Source organism: Microbacterium galbum (genome assembly GCF_032464915.1).
In the GTDB taxonomy this organism is placed as follows: domain Bacteria; phylum Actinomycetota; class Actinomycetes; order Actinomycetales; family Microbacteriaceae; genus Microbacterium; species Microbacterium galbum.
On record NZ_JAWDIS010000003.1, the window covers coordinates 360,787 to 382,004 of the forward strand.

General features: G+C 71.5%; 20 protein-coding genes and 1 tRNA gene. 17 read left to right on the forward strand and 4 right to left on the reverse strand.

The window, feature by feature from the left end; genetic code table 11:
• Nucleotides 1-2 precede the first annotated feature (2 nt).
• The 7 genes from RWH45_RS14525 (at nucleotide 3) to ndk (ending at nucleotide 9,354) form a co-directional block, all read left to right on the forward strand.
• Entirely contained in the window at nucleotides 3-980 is a 978-nt protein-coding gene (locus tag RWH45_RS14525; protein WP_315995597.1) for an ABC transporter permease, read from the forward strand.
• Nucleotides 977-1,807, forward strand: coding sequence for an ABC transporter permease (locus RWH45_RS14530; RefSeq protein WP_315995598.1), 831 nt, complete (start codon nucleotides 977-979; stop codon nucleotides 1,805-1,807). Before RWH45_RS14525 ends, RWH45_RS14530 begins: the two co-directional genes overlap by 4 nt.
• Nucleotides 1,804-3,351: a dipeptide ABC transporter ATP-binding protein gene (locus tag RWH45_RS14535; RefSeq protein ID WP_315995599.1), complete on the forward strand. Its 1,548-nt coding sequence runs from the start codon at nucleotides 1,804-1,806 to the stop codon at nucleotides 3,349-3,351. The genes RWH45_RS14530 and RWH45_RS14535 overlap by 4 nt, the downstream gene beginning before the upstream one ends.
• 428 nt (nucleotides 3,352-3,779) lie before the next feature.
• Nucleotides 3,780-7,175, forward strand: coding sequence for an isoleucine--tRNA ligase (gene ileS / locus RWH45_RS14540; protein ID WP_315995600.1), 3,396 nt, complete (start codon nucleotides 3,780-3,782; stop codon nucleotides 7,173-7,175).
• Nucleotides 7,172-8,524: a bifunctional folylpolyglutamate synthase/dihydrofolate synthase gene (locus RWH45_RS14545; protein ID WP_315995601.1), complete on the forward strand. Its 1,353-nt coding sequence runs from the start codon at nucleotides 7,172-7,174 to the stop codon at nucleotides 8,522-8,524. Before ileS ends, RWH45_RS14545 begins: the two co-directional genes overlap by 4 nt.
• Nucleotides 8,521-8,934: a DUF4233 domain-containing protein gene (locus RWH45_RS14550; protein ID WP_315995602.1), complete on the forward strand. Its 414-nt coding sequence runs from the start codon at nucleotides 8,521-8,523 to the stop codon at nucleotides 8,932-8,934. Before RWH45_RS14545 ends, RWH45_RS14550 begins: the two co-directional genes overlap by 4 nt.
• A gap of 3 nt (nucleotides 8,935-8,937) precedes the next feature.
• Nucleotides 8,938-9,354: a nucleoside-diphosphate kinase gene (gene ndk, locus RWH45_RS14555; protein ID WP_103209139.1), complete on the forward strand. Its 417-nt coding sequence runs from the start codon at nucleotides 8,938-8,940 to the stop codon at nucleotides 9,352-9,354.
• A gap of 245 nt (nucleotides 9,355-9,599) precedes the next feature.
• Here the strand turns inward: ndk and RWH45_RS14560 are convergent, their stop codons facing one another.
• Together RWH45_RS14560 and RWH45_RS14565 are read right to left on the reverse strand one after the other, a co-directional pair.
• A complete protein-coding gene (locus tag RWH45_RS14560; protein ID WP_315995603.1) occupies nucleotides 9,600-9,836 on the reverse strand; it encodes a PLDc N-terminal domain-containing protein in 237 nt (78 codons plus the stop codon).
• Nucleotides 9,837-9,860: 24 nt separating this feature from the next.
• Nucleotides 9,861-10,460: a vitamin K epoxide reductase family protein gene (locus RWH45_RS14565; protein ID WP_315995604.1), complete on the reverse strand. Its 600-nt coding sequence runs from the start codon at nucleotides 10,458-10,460 to the stop codon at nucleotides 9,861-9,863.
• A 359-nt stretch (nucleotides 10,461-10,819) separates the two neighbouring features.
• On the opposite strand from RWH45_RS14565, the gene RWH45_RS14570 reads away from it, so the two are divergent.
• Nucleotides 10,820-13,555: an Rne/Rng family ribonuclease gene (locus RWH45_RS14570; RefSeq protein WP_315995605.1), complete on the forward strand. Its 2,736-nt coding sequence runs from the start codon at nucleotides 10,820-10,822 to the stop codon at nucleotides 13,553-13,555.
• 71 nt (nucleotides 13,556-13,626) lie between these two features.
• On the opposite strand, the gene RWH45_RS14575 is transcribed toward RWH45_RS14570, so the two are convergent.
• Nucleotides 13,627-13,905 (reverse strand): DUF4031 domain-containing protein, encoded by a 279-nt coding sequence (locus RWH45_RS14575; protein WP_315995606.1) that lies wholly within the window; start codon nucleotides 13,903-13,905, stop codon nucleotides 13,627-13,629.
• Nucleotides 13,906-14,119: 214 nt separating this feature from the next.
• On the opposite strand from RWH45_RS14575, the gene rplU reads away from it, so the two are divergent.
• The 9 genes from rplU to rsfS all read left to right on the forward strand — a co-directional run bounded on the left by rplU (nucleotide 14,120) and on the right by rsfS (nucleotide 20,891).
• Nucleotides 14,120-14,428, forward strand: coding sequence for a 50S ribosomal protein L21 (gene rplU / locus RWH45_RS14580; RefSeq protein WP_076675829.1), 309 nt, complete (start codon nucleotides 14,120-14,122; stop codon nucleotides 14,426-14,428).
• A gap of 18 nt (nucleotides 14,429-14,446) precedes the next feature.
• Nucleotides 14,447-14,704, forward strand: coding sequence for a 50S ribosomal protein L27 (rpmA, locus tag RWH45_RS14585; protein WP_058596273.1), 258 nt, complete (start codon nucleotides 14,447-14,449; stop codon nucleotides 14,702-14,704).
• A gap of 151 nt (nucleotides 14,705-14,855) precedes the next feature.
• Nucleotides 14,856-16,400, forward strand: a complete 1,545-nt coding sequence (obgE, locus tag RWH45_RS14590) for a GTPase ObgE (RefSeq protein WP_315995607.1) — start codon at nucleotides 14,856-14,858, stop codon at nucleotides 16,398-16,400.
• Nucleotides 16,397-17,233, forward strand: a complete 837-nt coding sequence (gene proB, locus RWH45_RS14595; protein ID WP_315995608.1) for a glutamate 5-kinase — start codon at nucleotides 16,397-16,399, stop codon at nucleotides 17,231-17,233. Before obgE ends, proB begins: the two co-directional genes overlap by 4 nt.
• Nucleotides 17,234-17,237: 4 nt before the next feature.
• Entirely contained in the window at nucleotides 17,238-18,497 is a 1,260-nt protein-coding gene (locus RWH45_RS14600; protein WP_315995609.1) for a glutamate-5-semialdehyde dehydrogenase, read from the forward strand.
• 55 nt (nucleotides 18,498-18,552) lie between these two features.
• Nucleotides 18,553-18,777: a hypothetical protein gene (locus RWH45_RS14605; RefSeq protein ID WP_315995610.1), complete on the forward strand. Its 225-nt coding sequence runs from the start codon at nucleotides 18,553-18,555 to the stop codon at nucleotides 18,775-18,777.
• Nucleotides 18,778-18,787: 10 nt separating this feature from the next.
• Complete coding sequence (gene nadD / locus RWH45_RS14610; protein ID WP_136585537.1) at nucleotides 18,788-19,384, forward strand: nicotinate-nucleotide adenylyltransferase; 597 nt, start codon at nucleotides 18,788-18,790, stop codon at nucleotides 19,382-19,384.
• On the forward strand, nucleotides 19,381-20,514 hold the full coding sequence (locus RWH45_RS14615; protein WP_315995611.1) for a hypothetical protein: 1,134 nt from the start codon (nucleotides 19,381-19,383) through the stop codon (nucleotides 20,512-20,514). Before nadD ends, RWH45_RS14615 begins: the two co-directional genes overlap by 4 nt.
• The gene (rsfS, locus tag RWH45_RS14620) at nucleotides 20,511-20,891 is read left to right on the forward strand and encodes a ribosome silencing factor (protein ID WP_315995612.1); all 381 of its coding nucleotides are present in this window, start codon (nucleotides 20,511-20,513) and stop codon (nucleotides 20,889-20,891) included. The genes RWH45_RS14615 and rsfS overlap by 4 nt, the downstream gene beginning before the upstream one ends.
• A gap of 250 nt (nucleotides 20,892-21,141) precedes the next feature.
• Here the strand turns inward: rsfS and RWH45_RS14625 are convergent.
• A tRNA-Ala gene (locus tag RWH45_RS14625) sits at nucleotides 21,142-21,214 on the reverse strand.
• Between the last annotated feature and the right edge of the window lie 4 nt (nucleotides 21,215-21,218).

The following is a 21,218-nucleotide window of genomic DNA, read 5'->3' on the forward strand; positions in this document are numbered from 1 at the left end:
GGATGCCACGCTCTCGCCCGCGCGCGATCCTCACGCGCGTCGGCGGGCTCGTGGCATCCGTCGTCCTGGTCCTGTGGGGGGCGGCGACCCTGGCGTTCGTGGCCTTCCGCGTCATCCCGGGCGATCCCGTCGAGGTGATGCTCGGGCCGCAGGCGCAGGTGAGCGATGCGGTCAAGGCGGCGATGCGCAGCGATCTCGGCCTCGACCGCCCGGTGCTCGAGCAATATGCGGCGTTCCTCGGTCGCCTCGCCCGCGGCGACCTGGGCGAGTCGTACCAGCTGCGCCTGCCCGTGACCGAGGTGATCGGCCGGCAGCTCGGGCCGACGCTGCAGCTCTCGGCGCTCGCCCTGGTGATCGCGCTGGTGCTGGCCCTGGCATCCGCTCTGCTCGTGCGCGGGCGGACGGGCCGGGCCGTGGCATCCGGAATCGAGCTCGTGGTGCTGTCGTCGCCGGTGTTCTGGACGGGGCTCGTGCTGCTCAGCGTGTTCTCGTTCCAGCTGGGGTGGTTCCCGGTGTCGGGGGCGCGGGACGGCGCCGCGATCGTGCTCCCCGCGGTGACGCTGGCCCTGCCCGTCGCGGCCCTGCTGTCGCAGGTGCTGCGCGACGGCGTCGAGGCGGCCGAGCGCGAACCGTTCCTGCTGACCGTGCGGGCCCGCGGCGCCGGGGCGGTGCGCGAGAGCGTGCACCACACGCTGCGGCACGCGGGCGTCGGGGGACTCACCCTCGCCGCCTACCTCGTCGGATCCCTGCTGGGCGGGGCGGTGCTGGTCGAGACCGTATTCGCCCGACCGGGCATCGGCCGCGTGACGCTCACCGCCATCACCGACCGCGACCTGCCCGTGATCACCGGGGTGATCCTGCTCAGCGCGCTCGTCTTCGTCGTGGTCAACACGATCGTCGACCTCGTCGTGCCCCTCATCGACCCGCGGCTGCGTTCCGCGGGACCTGCTCTGCGCACGCGGACGGCGGTGCCGTCGTGAGCGGTCGCGCGACGAGCCGCGCCGGACGAACGGCGGCGCTGGGCGCAGCGGGCGTCGTGCTCGCGGCCATCGCCCTCGCCGCCGTCGCGCCGACGCTGCTGGCGACCCATGACCCGCTGCTCACCGACGTGCGCTCCGCGCTGCAGCCGCCCAGCGCGGCGCACTGGTTCGGCACCGATCAGAGCGGCCGCGACGTCTACTCGCGCGTCGTGCACGGGGCGGGGCGCTCGGTCGGCATCGGCCTGCTCGCCACCACCCTGGCGCTCGCGGTCGGCGTCGTGGCGGGCTCGCTGTCGGCCGTGGCGCCGCGCTTCGTCGACGCGGCCACGATGCGTGTGGTCGACGTGCTGCTGGCCTTCCCCGAGTTCCTCGTGGCGCTGCTCGTGGTGGCGGTACTCGGTCCCGGCGCGGTCAACGTCGCGATCGCGGTGACGATCGCGGCGGTTCCGGTGTACGTGCGACTCGCGCGCGCGCAGACGCGCTCGCTCGCGGCGGCGGAGCACGTCGAAGCGGCGCGCCTCATCGGCGTTCCCGCCCCGGTGGTGCACGTGCGCCACGTGCTGCCGGGGGTGCTCGGTGCCGTCAGCGTGCTCGCGACCATCGGGATCGGGACGAGCATCCTCGCCGCCGCGGGGCTCAGCTTCCTGGGACTCGGTCCCACCGAGCCGACGCCGGAGTGGGGCCTCATGCTCTCCGCGGGGCGCAACCTCCTGCTGCAGGCCCCGTGGGTGGCGCTGTTCCCGGGGGTGGCGATCACCGCGACCGTGGTGAGCGTCAGCGTCATCGGCCGCATCCTCCGCGCACGGGTCGAGGAGCGGGGCGCATGAGCGGCGTGCGGGTGCGGGGCTTGCGCATCGACGGTCCGTCGGGCGCGATCGTCAGCGGTCTCGACCTCGACGTCGCTCCGGGGGAATGCGTCGCGATCGTCGGCGAGTCGGGCACCGGCAAATCGGTGAGCGCCCGGGCGCTGCTGGGGCTCACACCGACGAACCTGCGAAGCACGGCCGACGAGCTCGAGATCGACGGCGTCGACGCGCGCGGCTTCGGCGAGAGGCAGTGGAGAGGGCTCCGCGGTCGTCGCATCGCACTGGTGTCGCAGGACGCCCTCGTCTCGCTCGATCCTCTGCGCCGCATCGGTGCCGAGGTCGCCGAGCCGGTCCGCATCCACGAGCCCGCGGTGCGCGGTGCCGCTCTCGCCACCCGGGTGCGCGACAGCCTCGAGCGCGTGGCGATGCCGGAGCCCGACGAGCGTGCGCGGCACTACCCGCACGAGCTGTCGGGGGGCCTTCGTCAGCGCGCGCTCATCGCCTCCGCGCTGGCGGCGCACCCCGCGGTGCTGGTCGCCGACGAACCCACGACGGCACTGGATGCCACCGTGCAGGCCCGCGTGCTGGGCCTGCTCCGCCGCATCGCCGACGACGGCGTGGCGGTCGTGTTCATCAGCCACGATCTCGGTGCGGTCGCCCGGGTCGCCGATCGCATCGTCGTCATGCACGAGGGACGCGTCATCGAGACCGGTGCGACGGCCGAGGTGCTGGCATCCCCTCGCGATCCGCACACGCGAGCGCTCGTGGCGGCGGTCTCGCACGAGCCGCTCGGCCGGGCCCCGCGCACCGACGAGCCCCTGGTGAGCGCCGAGGGCCTCGTCAAGCGTTTCGACGATCGCGTGGCGGTCGACGGCGTCTCGCTCGCGGTGCGCCGCGGGCGCACCCTCGCGGTGGTGGGGGAGTCGGGCTCGGGCAAGACGACCCTCGCCCGCATGATCGTGGGGGTGACGGATCCGGATGCCGGGTCGCTGCGCTTCGACGCCCGTCCCTGGTCATCGCGGGTCGCCGTCGGCGCCGCGCGCACGCGCGTGCAGCTGGTGCAGCAGAATCCGTGGGGCGCGCTCGACCCGCGATGGACGGTCGGACGAACCCTGACCGAGGCCGTCGCCGCCGGAGGGGTGCCGCGCAGGGGGCGCCGCGCCGCCGTCGCCGCGCTGCTGGACGAGGTCGGGCTCTCCCCGGGGTTCGTGCGCCGTCGTCCCGCGCAGCTTTCCGGCGGGCAGCGGCAGCGCGTGGCGATCGCTCGCGCCCTGGCGGTGTCGCCCGATCTTCTCGTGCTCGACGAGCCCGTGTCGGCCCTCGACGCCTCGGTGCGGGCGCGCATCCTCGACCGCCTCCTCGCGCTGCAGGCCGAGCGCGACCTCGCGATGGTGTTCATCACGCACGACCTCGACGTGGTCGCCGCGATCGCCGACGACGTCATCGTGATGAAGGACGGTCGAGTGGTCGACTCGGGCGCCGTCTCGTGCGTCTTCGCCGACCCCGGGCACCCCTTCACGCGCGAGCTGCTCGCCGCCGCCGGCCTGGGCCCCGCGGCATCCTGAGCCCGCTCCGGGTCGCCGGCCCCCGCAGCCGCTTCCCTTCCCGCGCGCCCGCCCCGCGGCCGCACGCCCTCCCGCACGCCGCGCCCGGGCCCGCCTCCGTCGAGCGTCGAGCGTCGAGCGTCCACGACACGCCGCTTCGCTCCGTGCCGTGCGGCGTGTCGTGGACACTCGACCTGAAGGGCGTCCGGTACGTCCTGACAACCGCCGCTTAAGACGCCCGGCTCGCGTAGAATGGGGGGAACGGCGTCGATCCGGCCATCACCGGGGAGCTCGTGGAAGAAACGGGTCCAGGCCCGGACTAGAACCGCGCGGGGCAGGCCCGTCACAGCCGCAGTGAGAGTGGCGCTCCGTCGCGGGGCGCAATGCAGGGTGGTACCGCGGTCCCCACAGGATCGTCCCGGCGAGCAGACCTCGACCCGCGGAGAGACATGACCTACCCTCGCCCCTCATCCTTCGGCCCCGCCGCTGACCTCAGCGCCGCGGAGACGGCATCCGTCGTCCCCAGCCCCCGCTTCCCGACCATCGAACAGGACACGCTCGCGTTCTGGCAGAGCGACGACACCTTCCGTGCGTCGATCGCGAACCGCGAGGGCGCCGAGGAGTGGGTGTTCTACGACGGCCCGCCGTTCGCGAACGGCCTGCCGCACTACGGTCACCTACTCACCGGCTACGCGAAGGACGTCTTCCCGCGCTTCCAGACCATGCGCGGCAAGAAGGTCGACCGCGTCTTCGGGTGGGACACCCACGGCCTGCCCGCCGAGCTCGAGGCGATGAAGCAGCTCGGCATCACCGAGAAGGACGAGATCGAGGCGATGGGCGTGGCGACCTTCAACGCCAAGGCCCGCGACTCGGTGCTCGAGTACACGCGCGAATGGCAGGACTACGTCACCCGCCAGGCCCGCTGGGTCGACTTCGAGCGCGGCTACAAGACGCTCGACACGACCTACATGGAGAGCGTCCTCTGGGCCTTCAAGACCCTGCACGACAAGGGCCTCGCGTACGAGGGCTACCGCGTTCTGCCGTACTGCTGGCGCGACGAGACGCCGCTGTCGACGCACGAGCTGCGCATGGACGACGACGTGTACAAGATGCGTCAGGATCCCTCGGTCACCGTGACGTTCCCGCTCGTCGGTGCCAAGGCCGAGGCCCTGGGCCTCACGGGTGTGCGCGCCCTGGCGTGGACGACGACGCCGTGGACGCTGCCGACGAACCTCGCGCTCGCGGTGGGTCCCGGCATCCGGTACGCGGTCGTCGAGGGCGGACCCCACGGCGCCGCCGACGTGCACCGGGCTCCCGACGGCACGGCCGACGAAGCCTTCGAAGCGGTCGCGCACCGCTACCTGCTGGCCGAGGACCTGCTGCCGAACTACGCCAAAGACCTGGGCTACGAGAGCCCGGATGCCGCCCGCGCGGCCGTGCAGACCACGATCCTGGGCGCGGAGCTCGAGGGCGTGTCGTACGACCGCCTCTTCGACTACTACGCCGACGCCGAGACGTGGGGGACGCAGAACGCGTGGAAGATCCTCGTCGACGACTACGTCACCGTCTCCGACGGCACCGGCATCGTGCACCAGGCTCCTGCCTACGGTGAGGACGACAAGCGTCTCGCGGATGCCGCGGGCCTGCCGACCATCATCTCGCTCGACGACGGCGGCCGGTTCCTCTCGGCGGTCACCGACGTCGCGGGGGAGCTCTGGATGGAGGCCAACCGGCCCCTCATCCGCTTGCTCACGCAGGCCGGCCGCCTGCTGCGCGAGGCGTCGTACGAGCACTCGTACCCGCACTGCTGGCGCTGCCGGAACCCCCTGATCTACAAGGCCGTGTCGAGCTGGTTCGTGCGCGTGACCGACATCAAGGACGATCTGCTGGCGAACAACCAGCAGATCACCTGGGTGCCCGAGAACGTCAAGGAGGGGCAGTTCGGCAAGTGGCTCGAGGGTGCGCGCGACTGGTCGATCAGCCGCAACCGCTACTGGGGTTCGCCGATCCCGGTGTGGAAGAGCGACGACCCGAACCACCCGCGCGTCGACGTGTACGGCTCGCTCGCCGACATGGAGGCCGACTTCGGCCGCCTCCCGCGCAACGCCGACGGCGAGGTGGATCTTCACCGTCCCTACATCGACGATCTGACGCGCCCGAACCCCGACGACCCGACGGGTGAGTCGACGATGCGCCGCATCGAAGACGTCCTCGACGTCTGGTTCGACTCGGGTTCGATGCCGTTCGCGCAGGTGCACTACCCGTTCGAGAACCACGAGTGGTTCGACGAGCATGCCCCCGCCGACTTCATCGTCGAGTACATCGGACAGACCCGCGGCTGGTTCTACGTCATGCACGTCCTGTCGACCGCGCTCTTCGACCGCCCGGCCTACACGGGCGTGTCGTGCCACGGCATCGTGCTCGGCAACGACGGGCAGAAGATGTCGAAGTCGCTGCGCAACTACCCCGACGTCCGCGAGGTCTTCGACCGCGACGGCTCGGATGCCATGCGGTGGTTCCTCATGTCGTCGAGCGTGCTGCGCGGGGGGAACCTCGTCGTGACCGAGGAGGGGATCCGCTCGGGCGTGCGCGAGTTCCTGCTGCCGCTGTGGAACGCGTGGTACTTCTTCGCGACCTACGCGAATGCGTCAGGCACTGAGGGGTACACCGCCGAGTGGCGCACCGACTCGACCGACGTGCTCGACCGGTACATCCTCGCGCTCACCGGCGACCTCGTGACGAACGTCGCGGCCGATCTCGAGGGCCTCGACTCCACGACCGCGGCCGAGCGCCTGCGCGACTTCGCCGAGGTGCTGACGAACTGGTACATCCGCCGCTCGCGCGACCGCTTCTGGGTCGGCGTGACCGACGACCCGACGAGCCGCGAGGCCTTCGACACGCTCTACACCGTGCTCGAGACGCTCACCCGCGTCGCCGCCCCGCTCATCCCGCTCGTGTCGGAGCGCGTGTGGCAGGGGCTCACCGGCGGGCGCAGCGTGCACCTGACCGACTGGCCCGACGCCTCGGCGTTCCCCGCGGCGGAAGACATCCGCACCGCGATGGACACCGTCCGCGAGGTCTCCAGCGTCGCCAACGCCCTGCGCAAGAAGGAGGGCAAGCGCGTGCGCCTGCCGCTTCCGCGTCTGACGGTGGTGACCCCGGATGCCGCGGGCCTCGCGCAATTCGACGACATCCTGCGCGAGGAGCTCAACGTGAAGAGCGTCGAGCAGGTCGCGCTGCAGGACGGCACCGCCGCCGAGTACGGGATCACGCACCGCCTGTCGGTCAACGCGCGGGCCGCGGGGCCGCGCCTGGGCAAGCAGGTGCAGCAGGCGATCAAGGCCGCCCGCGAGGGCGACTGGAGCGAGGTCGACGGACAGGTCGTCGCCGGCGGCATCCCGCTCGAGCCCGCCGAGTACGACCTGGTCGTCGAGACGGCGGGCCGGCCGGAGGGCGAGGCGCTCGCGGTCCTCGCCGGCGGTGGTTTCGTGCTGCTCGACACCGTCACCACCCCCGAGCTCGAGGCCGAGGGCCTGGCGCGCGACATGATCCGCGGCATCCAGGACACCCGCAAGGCCGCCGGCTTCGACGTGAGCGACCGCATCTTCCTCTCGCTCACCTTCGTCGAGGACGCGGACGCGCAGGCGGTGGCACAGGCGTTCGACGCCGCGGGCGTGGCATCCGAGACGCTCGCCGAGGCCGTCGTGCTGGCGGGACCCGAGGGCCGGCTCATCGAGCACGGCTCCGCCCTGCCCGCCGAGTACGAGACGCAGATCGCCGCGAACACCTACGCGAACGTCGGTGCCGTCACGGTCGCCGTCGCGCGGATCGGAGCGTCCGCATGAGCGACCGCACCCGCGCCGACGCCGTCTACAGCGCCCTCCTGCAGCGACAGGGCGAGCAGTGGGTGCAGCCGCGTGTCGAGCGCACGCGCCGCGTGCTCGAGCTGCTCGCCGACCCCCAGCGCACCTACCGCGTCATCCACGTGACCGGCACGAACGGCAAGACCTCGACCAGCCGCATGATCGAGAGCCTGCTGCGCGCGATGGGCCTGCGGACGGGCCTGTTCACCAGCCCCCACCTCGAGCGCTTCACCGAGCGCATCCTCATCGACGGAGAACCCGTGGCGGATGCCGCGATCGCCGACGCGTGGGACGAGATCCAGCCGTTCGTCGACATGGTGGATGCCGAGCTCTCGGCATCCGACGACGCTCCGCTGACCTTCTTCGAGCTCCTCACCGTGCTCGCCTTCGTCGTGGCGGCGGACGCCCCGATCGATGTGCTCGTGCTCGAGGTCGGCATGGGCGGCGAGTGGGATTCCACCAACACCGCCGACGGAGACGTGGCGGTGTTCACCCCGATCGACATCGACCACGCGGACCGCCTCGGGTCGACGATCGCCGAGATCGCGACCGTCAAGGCCGGGATCATCAAGCCCGGTGCGGCGGTCGTCACGGCCGCCCAACCGCCCGAGGCGCTGCGGGCCATCCGCGCGCGCGCCGAGAAGGAGGGCGCCACCGTCTCCGTGGCGGGCGACGGCTTCGCCCTCGAAGACCAGACCCTGGCCGTCGGCGGGCAGCAGGTGTCGATTCGCGGCGTGGCCGGGAGCTACCGCGAGGTGTACCTCCCGCTCTACGGGGCCCACCAGGGCGCCAACGCCGCCCTCGCCGTCGCCGCGGTCGAGTCGCTCATCGGCGGGGGAGAGCAACCGCTCAACGCCGACGTCGTGGCCGACGGCCTCGGCAACGCGACCTCGCCGGGCCGCCTGCAGCTCCTCGGAACCGCGCCGACCGTGTTCGTCGACGCCGCCCACAACCCGCACGGCGCCCGCGCCCTGGTCGCGGCGTTGAAAGAGTCGTTCGACATCGACGAGTGGGGCGCCGTGGTCGGCATCCTGGAGGGGAAGGATGCCGCGGGCATCATGACGACGCTCGCCCCGGCCGTCGCCCGGGTCTTCGCCACCGCGCCCGACAGCGACCGCGCGACCGATCCCGATGCGATCGCCGATGTCGCCGAGGCCGCCGGCCTGCCGGTGACGGTGCACCCGACGCTCGAGGACGCCGCCGACGCGGCGCGCTCCTGGGCCGTCGAGTCGGACCGACGGGCTGTCGTGATCGCCGGGTCCGTCGTTCTCGCGGGAGAGGCTCTGCGCCTGTCGGAACTCGAGGACTGGAAGGCCGGGTGGCAGGGATGAGCCCGCGCGAACCGCGTGCCCCGCGGCCCCGTCGTCAGCGCGGCGCGCAGGAGTCCCTCGGCGCGGTGGTCCTCGGCTTCGAGTCGATCATCGTCTTCCTCGGCGGTCTCGTGGTCTACGGCCTCAAGGTGCTTCCGTTCGGCATCGAGCCGTGGTGGGGGATCGTCGGCGGTGTCGTCCTCGCCGTCGCCATGGTCGCGGTCTCGGGCTCGTTGCGGCACCGCTGGGCGCTGTTCGCCGGGTGGGGGCTGCAGGTGCTCCTCCTGCTCGGGGGGTTCCTGGTTCCGGCCCTCGCCGTGGTCGCTCTCATTTTCGGCGGCATGTGGGCGTATGCGACGATCAAGGGAGCGGCCCTCGATCGTGCGAACGCGCGGCGGGCCGCCGACCCCGACCTCTCGAACGGAGAATGACCCATGGCCACCGAAGAGACCCTCGTCCTGGTCAAGCCCGATGGCGTGGCTCGCGGCCTGACCGGCGCGATCCTCGCCCGCATCGAGGCGAAGGGCTACGCCCTCGTCGACATCCGCCTGGTCGAGCCCGACCGTGAGACCCTCGCCCGGCACTACGCCGAGCACGAGGGCAAGCCCTTCTACGAGCCGCTGCTCGAGTTCATGATGTCGGGCCCCTCGGTCGCGATCCGCCTCGCGGGCAACCGCGTCATCGAGGGATTCCGCTCCCTCGCCGGCACGACCGACCCCACCACCGCCGCCCCCGGCACCATCCGCGGCGACTTCGGCCGCGACTGGGGCCTCAAGGTGCAGCAGAACCTCGTGCACGGCAGCGACAGCGTCGAATCCGCGGAGCGCGAGCTCGCGATCTGGTTCGCCTGAGTTTGAATGCCGAGAAGGCCGTCGCCCGAGAGGGTGGCGGCCTTCGTCGCTCCCGCGGGCCTGTCGTGACGCACCGCCGGCCTTTCGCGGCGTGAGGTGGCTGAGCCTGTCAACGCCACAGCCTCGGCGGTTCCCGGCCCCTTCGACGGGGTCAGGGACCTCCGCTCGCGACCCGGGTGGCTGAGCCTGTCGACGCCACCGCCCCCCGGGACTCTGTGCCGCCGGGTGCGCTCGGGCCCCGCGTTTCAGACGCGCGGACGACTCACCGCGCTCCGGCGACCCGCCGTGAGCCAGGCCACCGGACCCAGCACGGGCACCAGCAGAATGAGCGCCGCCCACAGTGCCACCGCCAGTGACGACGCCGAGTCGGCCGTGCGCGAGAGACTGACCAGCCCCCAGATCGCGAGCCCCAGCGCGACGACGGCGCCACCCGACCACACGAGGTCGCTCGTCGCGGGCACCAGGGGGTTCACGGCATCCATGTCCCGAACGCTACCGCGCTCGCGTCAGAGCTGCGACAGCACGTCCAGGCGCACCTGCGCCAGCACGGCGACGACGACGTAGCACGCGAAGCTCATGAGGGGCACCCACACCATCAGTCGGTCGGCGAGCTCCCGCACCTTCGGCGCGCCCGGGATCACGCCCTCGCGCAGCACGTGCAACGTCACCACGAAGAACGACGGGATGACCACCGACCACGTGACCATGCACCACGGGCAGAGGGTCGCGAGGACGAAGAGGCTCTGCGCGATGAGCCAGACGACGAAGCCGATGGCGAAGACGAACCCGAGCCAGAACAGCACCCAGAACCACCGGGCGAACCGGGCACCCGCCAGCAGCGCCATTCCGACCACGATCGGCGCGATCCACGCGGCGAGGCCGATGATCGGGTTGGGGAAACCGAAGACGCTGCCCTGCGACGATTGCAGATTGGTCGAGCACTGCACGAGGACGCTGAAGTCGCACGAGGCGGCGGCCCCCGGGTTCATGAGCTGATGGAAGCGTTCCATGGTGAGCGAGAACGCCGCCCACCATCCGACCGCGCCCGCGAGGATCAACCAGATCGCGACGCCGATCGGACGACGGGGGGTGACGCTTTCGCTCATGGGGCGATTCTGCCACCGTCGGCATATCGGCCCGCTGTGGGCCTCTCGGCGTCGAGCGAACGCCGGGAGACGCGCCACGGGAGGGGCGGATGCCGCCGCGTGTCGCCCGTCGCCGTCGATCGGGCCGCTCGACGGGACCGTCCGCTGGCTGTTTCGCCGGTCCGTGCGATAATGAAAGCTGATGTGACCGCGGCCGCGCCGCAGGAACATCACCCAGAAGACTTCGGGCGATGACCGCCCTTCGCAGCACGAGCCGCAGGCCTGCTGCAGACCGAGTGAGTTCGCAGCCCCGCCGGGTGCGGCGCTGCATGAGATTTCGTCGGGCGACGCGCGGTGTCGCCCGCCAGGGAGAACCCCGAATGGCCGAAGTGACCGACGATCAGACCCCCGCCGAGCAGGCGCCGATCGAGAACCCCGAGACCGAGACCCGCGAGACCGAGGCGGTCGCCACGTCCGACCCCGCCGACACCACGCCTGCCGCGACCTCCGGTGTCGACGAGGAAGAGGCTGCGGTCCAGGATGCCGCGCATGCCGCCGCCGAGGACACCCGGGCGCCGGCCGTGCTCGAGGGCGACACCGCCACGGGCGACGCCGCCACGGGCGACGCCGCCACGGGCGAGCAGCCCGAGGGCGAGGCCGACGCGGAGGCTCCGGTCGACCCGTCCGCCGTCTCGGCAGACGACGCCCCCATCGGCGGCGACTCCGACGCCCCCGCCGACGCGCTCGTCGAGCGGAGCGGCACCTCTTCGACCGCCGAGGCGACTGCCGCCCTCGAGGAGCCCGCCGCCGCGGAGCCCGCCCCCGAGAAGCCCGCCGCCGCGGAGCCCGCCCCCGAGAAGCTCGCGAAGGCCGAAGAGGCCGTCGCGGTGGAGCCGGAGAAGCCCGCCGAGACCGAGAAGCCCGCGCGCCCGACGGCGGTGTCGCTCGGCCTTCTGCCCGAGAACTTCGTGTCGGCCGTCTCGACCGCTCTGCACTTCTACGCTCCCGCGCTCCCGCCGCTGCCCGTCCGCGAGGAGTCGTGGGATCGCGACGACCGCGACGATGAGGGTCCCGCCGAGCGCGGTTCGTCCAACGCCCGTCGACGCAACCGCCGCCGTGGGGGAGCGGGCACCGGCGCCGCCGATGACGCCCCTGAGGCTCCCCCCGCCCCCGTCCGCCAGCGCGCGGTCGAGGTCATCACCGAGCCGCAGCGCATCAAGGGCTCCACGCGTCTCGAGGCCAAGAAGCAGCGTCGCCGCGACGGACGCGAGGCCGGCCGCCGCCGGCCCGTGGTGACCGAGGCGGAGTTCCTCGCCCGCCGCGAGGCCGTCGACCGCGTCATGGTCGTGCGCTCGAAGGCGGGTCGCATCCAGATCGCCGTGCTCGAGGACAACGTGCTCGTCGAGCACTACGTCGCCCGCAACCAGGACGCCTCGCTCATCGGCAACGTCTACCTCGGTCGCGTGCAGAACGTGCTCCCGAGCATGGAGGCGGCGTTCGTCGACATCGGCCGTGGCCGCAACGCGGTGCTTTACTCCGGCGAGGTCGACTGGGATGGCGTCGAGACCAACAACCAGCCCCGCCGCATCGAGCTGGCGCTCAAGTCGGGCGACCGCGTGCTCGTGCAGGTCACGAAGGATCCCGTGGGCCACAAGGGTGCGCGCCTGACGAGCCAGATCTCGCTGCCCGGCCGCTACCTGGTCTACGTGCCGAACGGCACGATGAACGGCATCTCGCGGAAGCTCCCCGACACCGAGCGCGCCCGTCTGAAGAAGATCCTGAAGGAGGTGCTCCCCGAGTCCTCGGGCGTGATCGTGCGCACCGCCGCCGAAGGCGCCACCGAGGAGCAGCTCACCCTCGACGTGCAGCGCCTCACCTCGCAGTGGGAGCACGTGTCGAGCCAGGTCAAGACGATCCAGGCCCCGGCCCTGCTGCACTCCGAGCCCGATCTGCTCGTCAAGATCGTGCGCGACGTCTTCAACGAGGACTTCACGCGCATGCTCATCCAGGGCGACGAGGCGCTGCAGACGATCTCGTCGTACCTCCAGGGCGTCGCCCCCGACCTGCTCGAGCGGGTCGAGAAGTACGAGGGCGAGCAGGACCCGTTCGACGCGTTCCGCGTCACGGAGCAGATCGAGAAGGCTCTCGACCGCAAGGTGTGGCTGCCCTCGGGCGGTTCGCTCGTCATCGACCGCACGGAGGCGATGACGGTCGTCGACGTCAACACCGGCAAGTTCGTCGGTTCGGGCGGCAATCTCGAAGAGACCGTCACCAAGAACAACCTCGAGGCCGCCGAGGAGATCGTCCGTCAGCTCCGCCTGCGCGACATCGGCGGCATCATCGTCGTCGACTTCATCGACATGGTCCTGGAGTCCAACCGCGACCTCGTGCTCCGACGCCTCATCGAGTGCCTGAGCCGTGACCGCACGAAGCACCAGGTCGCCGAGGTCACCTCGCTCGGCCTGGTGCAGATGACGCGCAAGAAGCTCGGCCTCGGCCTGCTCGAGACCTTCAGCGAGGCGTGCGAAGTGTGCGCCGGCCGTGGCGTCATCGTGCACCACGATCCCGTGGTGCGCCATCGCGCCACGGGATCGGCGGGCGGCAACGGCGGCGGTAACGGCAACGGCGGTTCGTCGAACCGACGCGGTCGCGGCGGAAACGGACAGAACGGCAACGGCCAGAACGGCGGCAACGGAAACGGCTCGCCGCAGAACGGCGGCAACGGCGGCAACACCGGGGCAGCCGCCGCGCAGGCGGGCGGAACGCACGTCATCACCGAGGGGGTGAAGTCCGCGCTCGCGCAGATCGCGGCATCCACCGTGAAGCCCACCATCGACGACCCGGCGGTCGTCGAAGCCGCGGTCGTCGCCTCGGTGGAGGCCGTTCTCGAGGCCAAGTCGGAGTCCGAGGCCCCCGCGGCACCGGCGCGCGAGAAGCGTCCGCGCAAGAAGCGCGAGCCCAAGGCCCCCCGCACCGAGAAGGACGCTCTCCTCGAGTCCGTGCTCGAGGCGCTTCCCGAGCCCAAGGCCCCGGGACAGGGTCGTTCACGTCGGCGCGTGACCACGGCCGCCCTCACCGGCACCCCGGTGAACGCGCAGCCGCCCGCCGACGCCTGAGCTCCCGGCATCCGTCATCGAGGTGTCGGACGTGTCACTCCCGCTCGTCTGCGGAGGGCGCGTCCGGCACCTCACTCGTGGGGGCGACGCCGCTCGCGCGCGGTGATGCGCAGCCCCGAGGCGCGCAGGCGGCGCACGAGCTCCTTGCCGCCCACGTGCTGGGCACCCGCGGCGACGAGGTCGGCGTGCCGCTCATCGGGCACGTCGTAGTGGTCGAGATCGAAGGCGCGCGGAGGGATGCCGGCGGCGGCGGCGAAGGCGTGCAGCTCGTCGAGGTCGCTGTCGCTCACCAGGTGCGCCCACAGCCGTCCGTGCGCGGGCCACTGCGGGTCGTCGATGAGGATCGCCATCCCGCGATCCTACGGTCGACACGCGGGGCGGATGCTTTTGCCGGATCCTCCCGGGTGAGCTAAACTTGACCCTTGGTGCGTCGCGTCCGCTCTCATCGGAGCGTGACCCCGCTGACTTTCGTCGGCCGGATCGCACCGAGACTTGGGTCGTCAGACCCTCCCGACGTCATCAGACAACCGGAGCCGTGCGCTCCCGAACGAAAACAGGTGTGAAGTGGTTTACGCAGTTGTGCGCGCCGGCGGCCGCCAGGAGAAGGTCCAGGTCGGCACGGTCGTCGTGCTCGACCGCCAGAAGGCGAAGGTCGGCGAGAGCATCCAGCTGCCCGCCGTCCTGTTCGTCGACGGCGACGCGGTCACGACCGACGCCGACAAGCTCGCGAAGGTCTCGGTCACGGCCGAGGTGCTCGGCGAGGAGCGCGGTCCGAAGATCGTGATCCAGAAGTTCAAGAACAAGACCGGCTACAAGAAGCGCCAGGGCCACCGTCAGGACCTCACGCGCGTCAAGATCACCGGCATCAAGTAAGAGCCAGGAGACGCAGAGATGGCACACAAAAAGGGCGCAAGCTCCACCCGCAATGGTCGTGACTCCAACGCACAGCGCCTCGGCGTGAAGCGCTTCGGCGGCCAGGCCGTCAACGCCGGCGAGATCCTCGTCCGCCAGCGCGGCACGCACTTCCACCCCGGCGCCAACGTCGGTCGTGGTGGCGACGACACACTGTTCGCTCTGGCCGCCGGTGCGGTCGAGTTCGGCAACAAGGGCGGCCGCAAGGTCGTCAACATCGTCGCTGCTGCGGAGTAATCCTCAGCGCTCCGGCGCTTCCGAGGGGGTGGGCACTGCCCGCCCCCTCGTCTTTTTTCCCGTGCACGGCTGACCCGAACCCCGCCTGCACCGACGGCATCCCCGTCTCCGCCGCGTCGGCCCCGCCGCCGCCCACCCGGAAGGACCCGCCATGGTCACCTTCGTCGACCGCGTGACCCTGCACCTGCGTGCGGGCAAGGGCGGCAACGGCTGCGTCTCGGTGCGCCGTGAGAAGTTCAAGCCGCTGGCCGGTCCCGACGGCGGGAACGGCGGCAGCGGCGGCGACGTCGTGCTCGTCGCCGACCCGCAGGTGACGACCCTGCTGTCGTACCACCACTCGCCGCACCGCTCCGCGGGCAACGGCGGTTTCGGTATGGGCGATCACCGCTCGGGCGCCTTGGGCGAGGACCAGGAACTCCCCGTCCCGCTCGGCACCGTGGTGAAAGACCCCGACGGCAACGTGCTGGTCGACATGCTCACCCCCGGCATGCGCTTCGTCGCCGCGCCCGGCGGCCTGGGCGGTCTCGGCAATGCGGCCCTGGCCTCGCCGAAGCGAAAGGCCCCCGGCTTCGCCCTGCTCGGCACCCCCGGCTGGGAGGGCGATGTCGTCCTCGAGCTGAAGACCGTGGCCGACGTGGCGCTGGTCGGCTTCCCGTCCGCCGGCAAGTCGAGCCTCATCGCCGCGGTCTCCGCCGCGCGGCCCAAGATCGCCGACTATCCCTTCACCACCCTCCACCCCAACCTGGGCGTGGTGCAGGCGGGCGATGCGCGGTACACGATCGCCGACGTACCCGGCCTCATCGAGGGCGCGAGCGAGGGCAAGGGTCTGGGGCTCGAGTTCCTGCGTCACGTCGAGAGGTGCACGGCGCTGGTCCACGTGCTCGACTGCGCGACGCTCGACCCGGGCCGCGATCCGCTGAGCGACCTCGACATCATCCTCGCGGAGCTCGCTGCCTACCCGGTGCCCGAGGGTCAGGTGCCGCTGCTCGAGCGCCCGCAGATCGTCGTGCTCAACAAGATCGACGTGCCCGAGGCGCACGAGCTCGCGGACTTCGTCCGTCCCGACATCGAGGCGCGCGGCTTCCGGGTCTTCGAGATCTCCACCGTCAGCCGCGCGGGTCTGCGCGAGCTCACGTTCGCCCTCGGCGACATCGTGGAGCAGCACCGCCTCGCCACCATCGACGACGCTCCCGCCGAGCGGGTCGTCATCCGTCCCAAGGGCGCGGAGAAGGACTTCGAGATCAAGGTGGAGGGCGGCACGTACGGCCCCCTTTACCGCATCCTCGGCGACAAGCCGGTCAAGTGGGTGCAGCAGACCGACTTCCAGAACGAGGAGGCGGTGGGTTATCTCGCCGACCGCCTCGCCCGTCTGGGCGTCGAAGACGGTCTCTTCCGCGCCGGCGCGGTCGCCGGTGCGACGGTCGTCATCGGGCCCGGCGACGGCATCGTCTTCGACTGGGAGCCCACGCTCACCTCCGCCGCGGAGCTCATGACCGCGCCGCGCGGAACCGACCCCCGCCTGGTGCAGAACAACCGCCGCACCTCCTCGGAGCGTCGCGAGCAGTATCACGAGCGCATGGATGCCAAGGCCGACGCCCGCGCCGAGCTCGAGGCCGAGCGCCGTGCGGCGCGTGCCGCGGGGATCTCGCCCGACGGCGACTCGTCCGCCCTGACGTCCGAGGACGAGGAGCGGTGACCGCGACGACCCGCGCCGATATCCCCGGCGCATCCCGCGTCGTGGTCAAGGTCGGGTCGTCGTCGATCAGCGGCGACGGCGCTCACCGCATCGACACGATCGTCGACGCGCTGTCCCGCGCCCACGGAAGCGGCACCGAGGTGGTCCTCGTGTCGTCGGGCGCGATCGCCACCGCCCTGCCCCTGCTCGACCTGGAGGGGCGGCCGAACGACCTCGCGACGCAGCAGGCGGCCGCCGCCGTGGGCCAGAACGTGCTCATGTGGCGCTACCAGACCTCGCTCGACCGGTTCGGACTGCTGGCCGGGCAGGTGCTGCTGACCGCCGGCGACCTCGAGAACGCCACGCACCGCTCCAACGCTCGGCGTGCCATGGAGCGGCTGCTCGGTCTCGGCATCCTGCCCATCGTCAACGAGAACGACACCGTCGCCACCCACGAGATCCGCTTCGGCGACAACGATCGGCTCGCAGCCCTCGTGGCCCAGCTCATCGGTGCCGACGCCCTGGTGCTGCTGAGCGACATCGAAACCCTCTTCACCCGCCCGCCGAGCGAGCCGGGCGCCCGCCCGATCACCGATGTGGCCTGGGGCGACGATCTCTCCGACTTCGAGTTCGGTGCCGGGGTCGTCAACGGTGTCGGCACCGGGGGAGCGGCCACGAAGGCGTCCGCGGCGAAGCTCGCGTCGACCGCCGGCGTCGGTGTGCTCGTCACGAGCGCCGACCTCGTGGCATCCGCCCTCGCGGGAGACGCGGTGGGCACCTGGTTCGCTCCGAACCCCGATCCCGTCACCCTGGCCACGGGCCCCGTGGGCGCCGTGAGCGCGCCGGTACACTGAGCCCATGACCGTGATCGCCGCCTCCGTCGACGAGCGCCTGCGTCTGGCCAAAGACGCCGCGCGCGAGATCGCGCTGCTCGACTCGGCGCGCAAGAGCGCGCTGCTCGTCGCCGTCGCGGACGCCATCGACGAGGCCTCCGCCGAGATCGTCGCGGCCAACGCCGACGATCTCGAGCGCGGTCGGACGGATGCCATCGGCGAGTCGCTGCTCGACCGTCTGCGCCTCGACGCGGGGCGCGTCGCGGCGCTGGCCGCCGCCGTCCGCGCGGTCGCCGAGCTCCCCGACCCGGTGGGTCGCGTGCTCGACACGCGCACGCTCCCCAACGGTCTCGCGCTGCAGAAGGTCGCCGTGCCGTTCGGCGTCGTCGGCTCGATCTACGAGGCGCGCCCGAACGTGACCGTCGACATCGCGTCGCTCGCGCTGCGCTCGGGCAACGCCGTCGTCCTGCGGGGCGGTTCAGCGGCGCAGAGCAGCAACGCCACGCTCGTCCGGGTCATGCGCGATGCACTGAGCGCCCAGGGCGTCGACCCCGAGGCGATCCAGAGTGTCGACGACTTCGGGCGAGACGGTGCGCGCGCGCTCATGAATGCTCGCGGTCTCGTCGACGTCCTCGTGCCGCGGGGGAGCGCTTCGCTCATCGAGACCGTGGTGACCGAGTCCACCGTCCCCGTGATCGAGACCGGCGCGGGCGTGGTGCACGTCTTCCTCGACGCCACGGCGCGTGACGACTGGGCGCGCGACATCGTCCTGAACGCCAAGGTGCAGCGGCCGAGCGTGTGCAACGCCGTCGAGACGGTCCTCGTGCATCGCGACGCCGCCGACCGTCTGCTGCCCGAGCTGCTGGCATCCCTCTCCGACGCCGGGGTGACCGTGCACGGCGACGACGCCACCCGCGCGCACGACGACCGAGTCGTGGCCGCCACCGACGACGACTGGGCGCGCGAGTACGGGACGCTCGACCTCGCGGTGCGCGTGGTCGACGACCTCGACGAGGCTCTCGCGCACATCCGTCGCTATTCGACCCAGCACACGGAGTCCATCGTCACGGCCGACCAGGCCGCCGCCGACCGGTTCCTGGCGGAGGTCGACTCCGCCGTGGTGCTCGTGAACGCATCCACGCGTTTCACCGACGGAGGCGAGTTCGGCTTCGGCGCCGAGGTCGGCATCTCCACCCAGAAACTGCACGCCCGCGGACCCATGGGTCTCGCCGAGCTGACGAGCACCAAGTGGCTCGGGCGCGGCGACGGCCAGGTGCGCGCCTGACCGCCTAAAATGGCAACGCGCGTTGCGATGCGCGGATCTTTCGAACGGAGCACTGATGACTTTCGTGTCACTTCTCGCCCAGGCCGCTGAAGAGGGCGCCCACCACGGGGGCAACGTCCAGGCCTCGACCTTCTGGTACGGCGTGGTGGCCTTCGTCGTCTTCGTCTCGTTGAGCCTGGTCACGCTGTCGTACCGCAACGTGTCCAACCGTCACGCGCACAAGGCCGCGGCCTACACGCAGAAGCACGGCACGCCCACGCCCGAGGCCCACGGCCACTGAGGGCCACCGTATGTCGGTGACGCGCGCCCCTCGTATCGGGGTCATGGGTGGGACGTTCGATCCCATCCATCACGGTCACCTCGTCGCGGCCAGTGAGGTCGCGCAATCGTTCGACCTCGACGAGGTCGTCTTCGTACCCACGGGTCGTCCCTGGCAGAAAGACGACGTCACCGAGAGCGAGCATCGCTATCTCATGACGGTGATCGCGACGGCATCCAATCCGCAGTTCACCGTGAGCCGCGTCGACATCGATCGCGCGGGCCCCACCTATACGATCGACACCTTGCGCGACCTGCAGGAGCAACGCCCCGGCGCCGAGCTCTTCTTCATCACCGGAGCCGACGCGGTCGCGCAGATCCTCAGCTGGCGCAATCACCAGGAGCTGTGGGACCTGGCGCATTTCGTCGCCGTCTCGCGTCCGGGTCATGTGCTCACCACGGAGGGACTCCCCTCCGAGAACGTGAGCCAGCTGGAGATCCCGGCGTTGTCGATCTCGTCCACAGACTGCCGCGCGCGTGTGCGCCGAGGACACCCGGTGTGGTACCTCGTGCCCGACGGCGTCGTGCAGTACATCGCGAAGCATCACCTCTACCGGAGTAAGGCATGAGCTCTTCCGAGACCCCAGAGACGCCCGCCCTGACCCGTCGTCAGCTGCGCGAGCTGCGTCAAACCGGCGCGACCCCGATCATCCCGCCGCAGCCCGAGGGCGAACAGGCTCCGGATGCCGAGACCTCCGCACCCGCCGAGGTCATCGACGCAGTGCCCGCCGCCGCGGGCGACGAGGCGGCCAACGGCTCCGCGGGCGACGAGTCGACCGCCGATTCCGCGGGTGACGTCGTGGACGACAACGCCGTGGGCACGCCCGCCCAGGAGCCCTCCGTCGAGAACACGCCGGTCGAGGAGGCCCCCGCCGAGGAGGAGGCCTCCGTCCCGGCACCCGCCGAAGAACCGGCCACCCCCGCCCTGCGGCCCGCCGTCTTCGACTCGCCCTTCGCCGACGCGGGCGCCGAGTTCGGCGTGTCGGGTCTGACCCGACGCCAGGCGCGCGCGCAGGAGAAGATCCGCACGGCGGCCGTTCCGATCATCAGTTCCGACCTCGAGCCCGCGCAGCCCCGCCAGGCCGCCCCGCAGGCCCCGGTCGCCGAGGAGACCGCGCCTCCCGCGATCTTCCGTCCCGCCGCCTCCGAGACGGACGAGAGCCCGGTCGCGACCACCGAGGAAGCGCCCGCGCCGTCGGTGGTCAATCCGGCACTGGGCTCCGACCTGCTCGACGGGCAGACGCCCGACATCAGCCTGCCGGCGTCGTTCGATCAGCTCATCTCGCGCAACACCGGCGCCACGGGCGCCGTCTCGACCCCGAACGCACTGATCCTGTCGCAGACCCCGACCGGCGTGCCGCTGGTCGGCCCCATCAACGGCACGGGCGAGATCATGATCACCGGCACCTTCGCGCTCCCCGAGGGGCTCGGATCCGTCGGCCACGCACCCGGCACCACCGACGGCCGTGACGCCGACGCGGTGCTCCTCGACGGCGAGCTCCCGCCCGCCTCGTCCCCCACGCCGATCGCCGCCAGCGCCGCGATCAGCACCGTCAAGCAACCCGGCGAGATCATTCGCCCCCCGGCGCCCGAGAAGGGGAGCAAGCTCCTCGTCGGCCTCATCATCACGACCGGCGCCCTCGCGCTGGCGGTGGCCGTCACTCTCGTGCTCGCCTTCACGACAGGAGTCTTCCGATGACAGCCACCGACAACGGGCGGGAGATGGCGCAGATCGCCGCTCTCGCCGCCGACTCCAAGAGCGGCGACGACATCGTCGCCCTCGACGTGTCCGAGCCCCTTCCGCTGGTCGACGTGTTCCTGCTCGTCACCGGCCGCAACGAGCGCAACGTCGCGGCGATCGCCGACGAAATCGAAGAGAAGCTGCTCGAGGCCGGCCACAAGCGCCTGCGCCGCGAGGGCCGCCAGGAGTCCCGCTGGGTCCTCCTCGACTTCGGTGATCTGGTCGTGCACGTGTTCCACGAGGAGGAGCGCGTCTACTACGGTCTCGAGCGTCTGTGGAAGGACTGCCCGGTCATCCCGATCGAGCTGCCCACCCCCGCGACCGCGTCCGAGTGACCACGCCGCGAACATCGCCCTCTGCCGATCGGCAGGGGGCGTTTTCGTGTGGCCGGAGCGGGCGAGCCGACGTGCCCTCCGAAAGGCCCCGGATCGGCATCCGTTCAGGCATCGAGATCGGATGCCGGGATCCGGATCGCCCCGATTCCCGAGGCGTCCCGGGAAGCTAGGCGGCAGGGAGAGGGCGGCTGGCGGGAACGCCGCCGCAACCAAGAAAGCCCCCGCCGAAGCGGGGGCTTTCTCTACCGGGTGGACCTGAGGGGACTCGAACCCCTGACCCCCTGCATGCCATGCAGGTGCGCTACCAGCTGCGCCACAGGCCCGTAT

What these genes read in the sequence shown, in the direction of transcription:
- RWH45_RS14525 (WP_315995597.1), top strand. Translation starts at nt 3, where the DNA reads ATGCCACGCTCTCGCCCGCGCGCGATCCTCACGCGCGTCGGCGGGCTC.
- RWH45_RS14535 (WP_315995599.1), top strand. Translation starts at nt 1,804, where the DNA reads ATGAGCGGCGTGCGGGTGCGGGGCTTGCGCATCGACGGTCCGTCGGGC.
- ileS (WP_315995600.1), top strand. Translation starts at nt 3,780, where the DNA reads ATGACCTACCCTCGCCCCTCATCCTTCGGCCCCGCCGCTGACCTCAGC.
- RWH45_RS14545 (WP_315995601.1), top strand. Translation starts at nt 7,172, where the DNA reads ATGAGCGACCGCACCCGCGCCGACGCCGTCTACAGCGCCCTCCTGCAG.
- RWH45_RS14550 (WP_315995602.1), top strand. Translation starts at nt 8,521, where the DNA reads ATGAGCCCGCGCGAACCGCGTGCCCCGCGGCCCCGTCGTCAGCGCGGC.
- ndk (WP_103209139.1), top strand. Translation starts at nt 8,938, where the DNA reads ATGGCCACCGAAGAGACCCTCGTCCTGGTCAAGCCCGATGGCGTGGCT.
- RWH45_RS14560 (WP_315995603.1), bottom strand. Translation starts at nt 9,836, where the DNA reads ATGGATGCCGTGAACCCCCTGGTGCCCGCGACGAGCGACCTCGTGTGG.
- RWH45_RS14565 (WP_315995604.1), bottom strand. Translation starts at nt 10,460, where the DNA reads ATGAGCGAAAGCGTCACCCCCCGTCGTCCGATCGGCGTCGCGATCTGG.
- RWH45_RS14570 (WP_315995605.1), top strand. Translation starts at nt 10,820, where the DNA reads ATGGCCGAAGTGACCGACGATCAGACCCCCGCCGAGCAGGCGCCGATC.
- RWH45_RS14575 (WP_315995606.1), bottom strand. Translation starts at nt 13,905, where the DNA reads ATGGCGATCCTCATCGACGACCCGCAGTGGCCCGCGCACGGACGGCTG.
- rpmA (WP_058596273.1), top strand. Translation starts at nt 14,447, where the DNA reads ATGGCACACAAAAAGGGCGCAAGCTCCACCCGCAATGGTCGTGACTCC.
- obgE (WP_315995607.1), top strand. Translation starts at nt 14,856, where the DNA reads ATGGTCACCTTCGTCGACCGCGTGACCCTGCACCTGCGTGCGGGCAAG.
- RWH45_RS14600 (WP_315995609.1), top strand. Translation starts at nt 17,238, where the DNA reads ATGACCGTGATCGCCGCCTCCGTCGACGAGCGCCTGCGTCTGGCCAAA.
- RWH45_RS14605 (WP_315995610.1), top strand. Translation starts at nt 18,553, where the DNA reads ATGACTTTCGTGTCACTTCTCGCCCAGGCCGCTGAAGAGGGCGCCCAC.
- nadD (WP_136585537.1), top strand. Translation starts at nt 18,788, where the DNA reads ATGTCGGTGACGCGCGCCCCTCGTATCGGGGTCATGGGTGGGACGTTC.
- RWH45_RS14615 (WP_315995611.1), top strand. Translation starts at nt 19,381, where the DNA reads ATGAGCTCTTCCGAGACCCCAGAGACGCCCGCCCTGACCCGTCGTCAG.
- rsfS (WP_315995612.1), top strand. Translation starts at nt 20,511, where the DNA reads ATGACAGCCACCGACAACGGGCGGGAGATGGCGCAGATCGCCGCTCTC.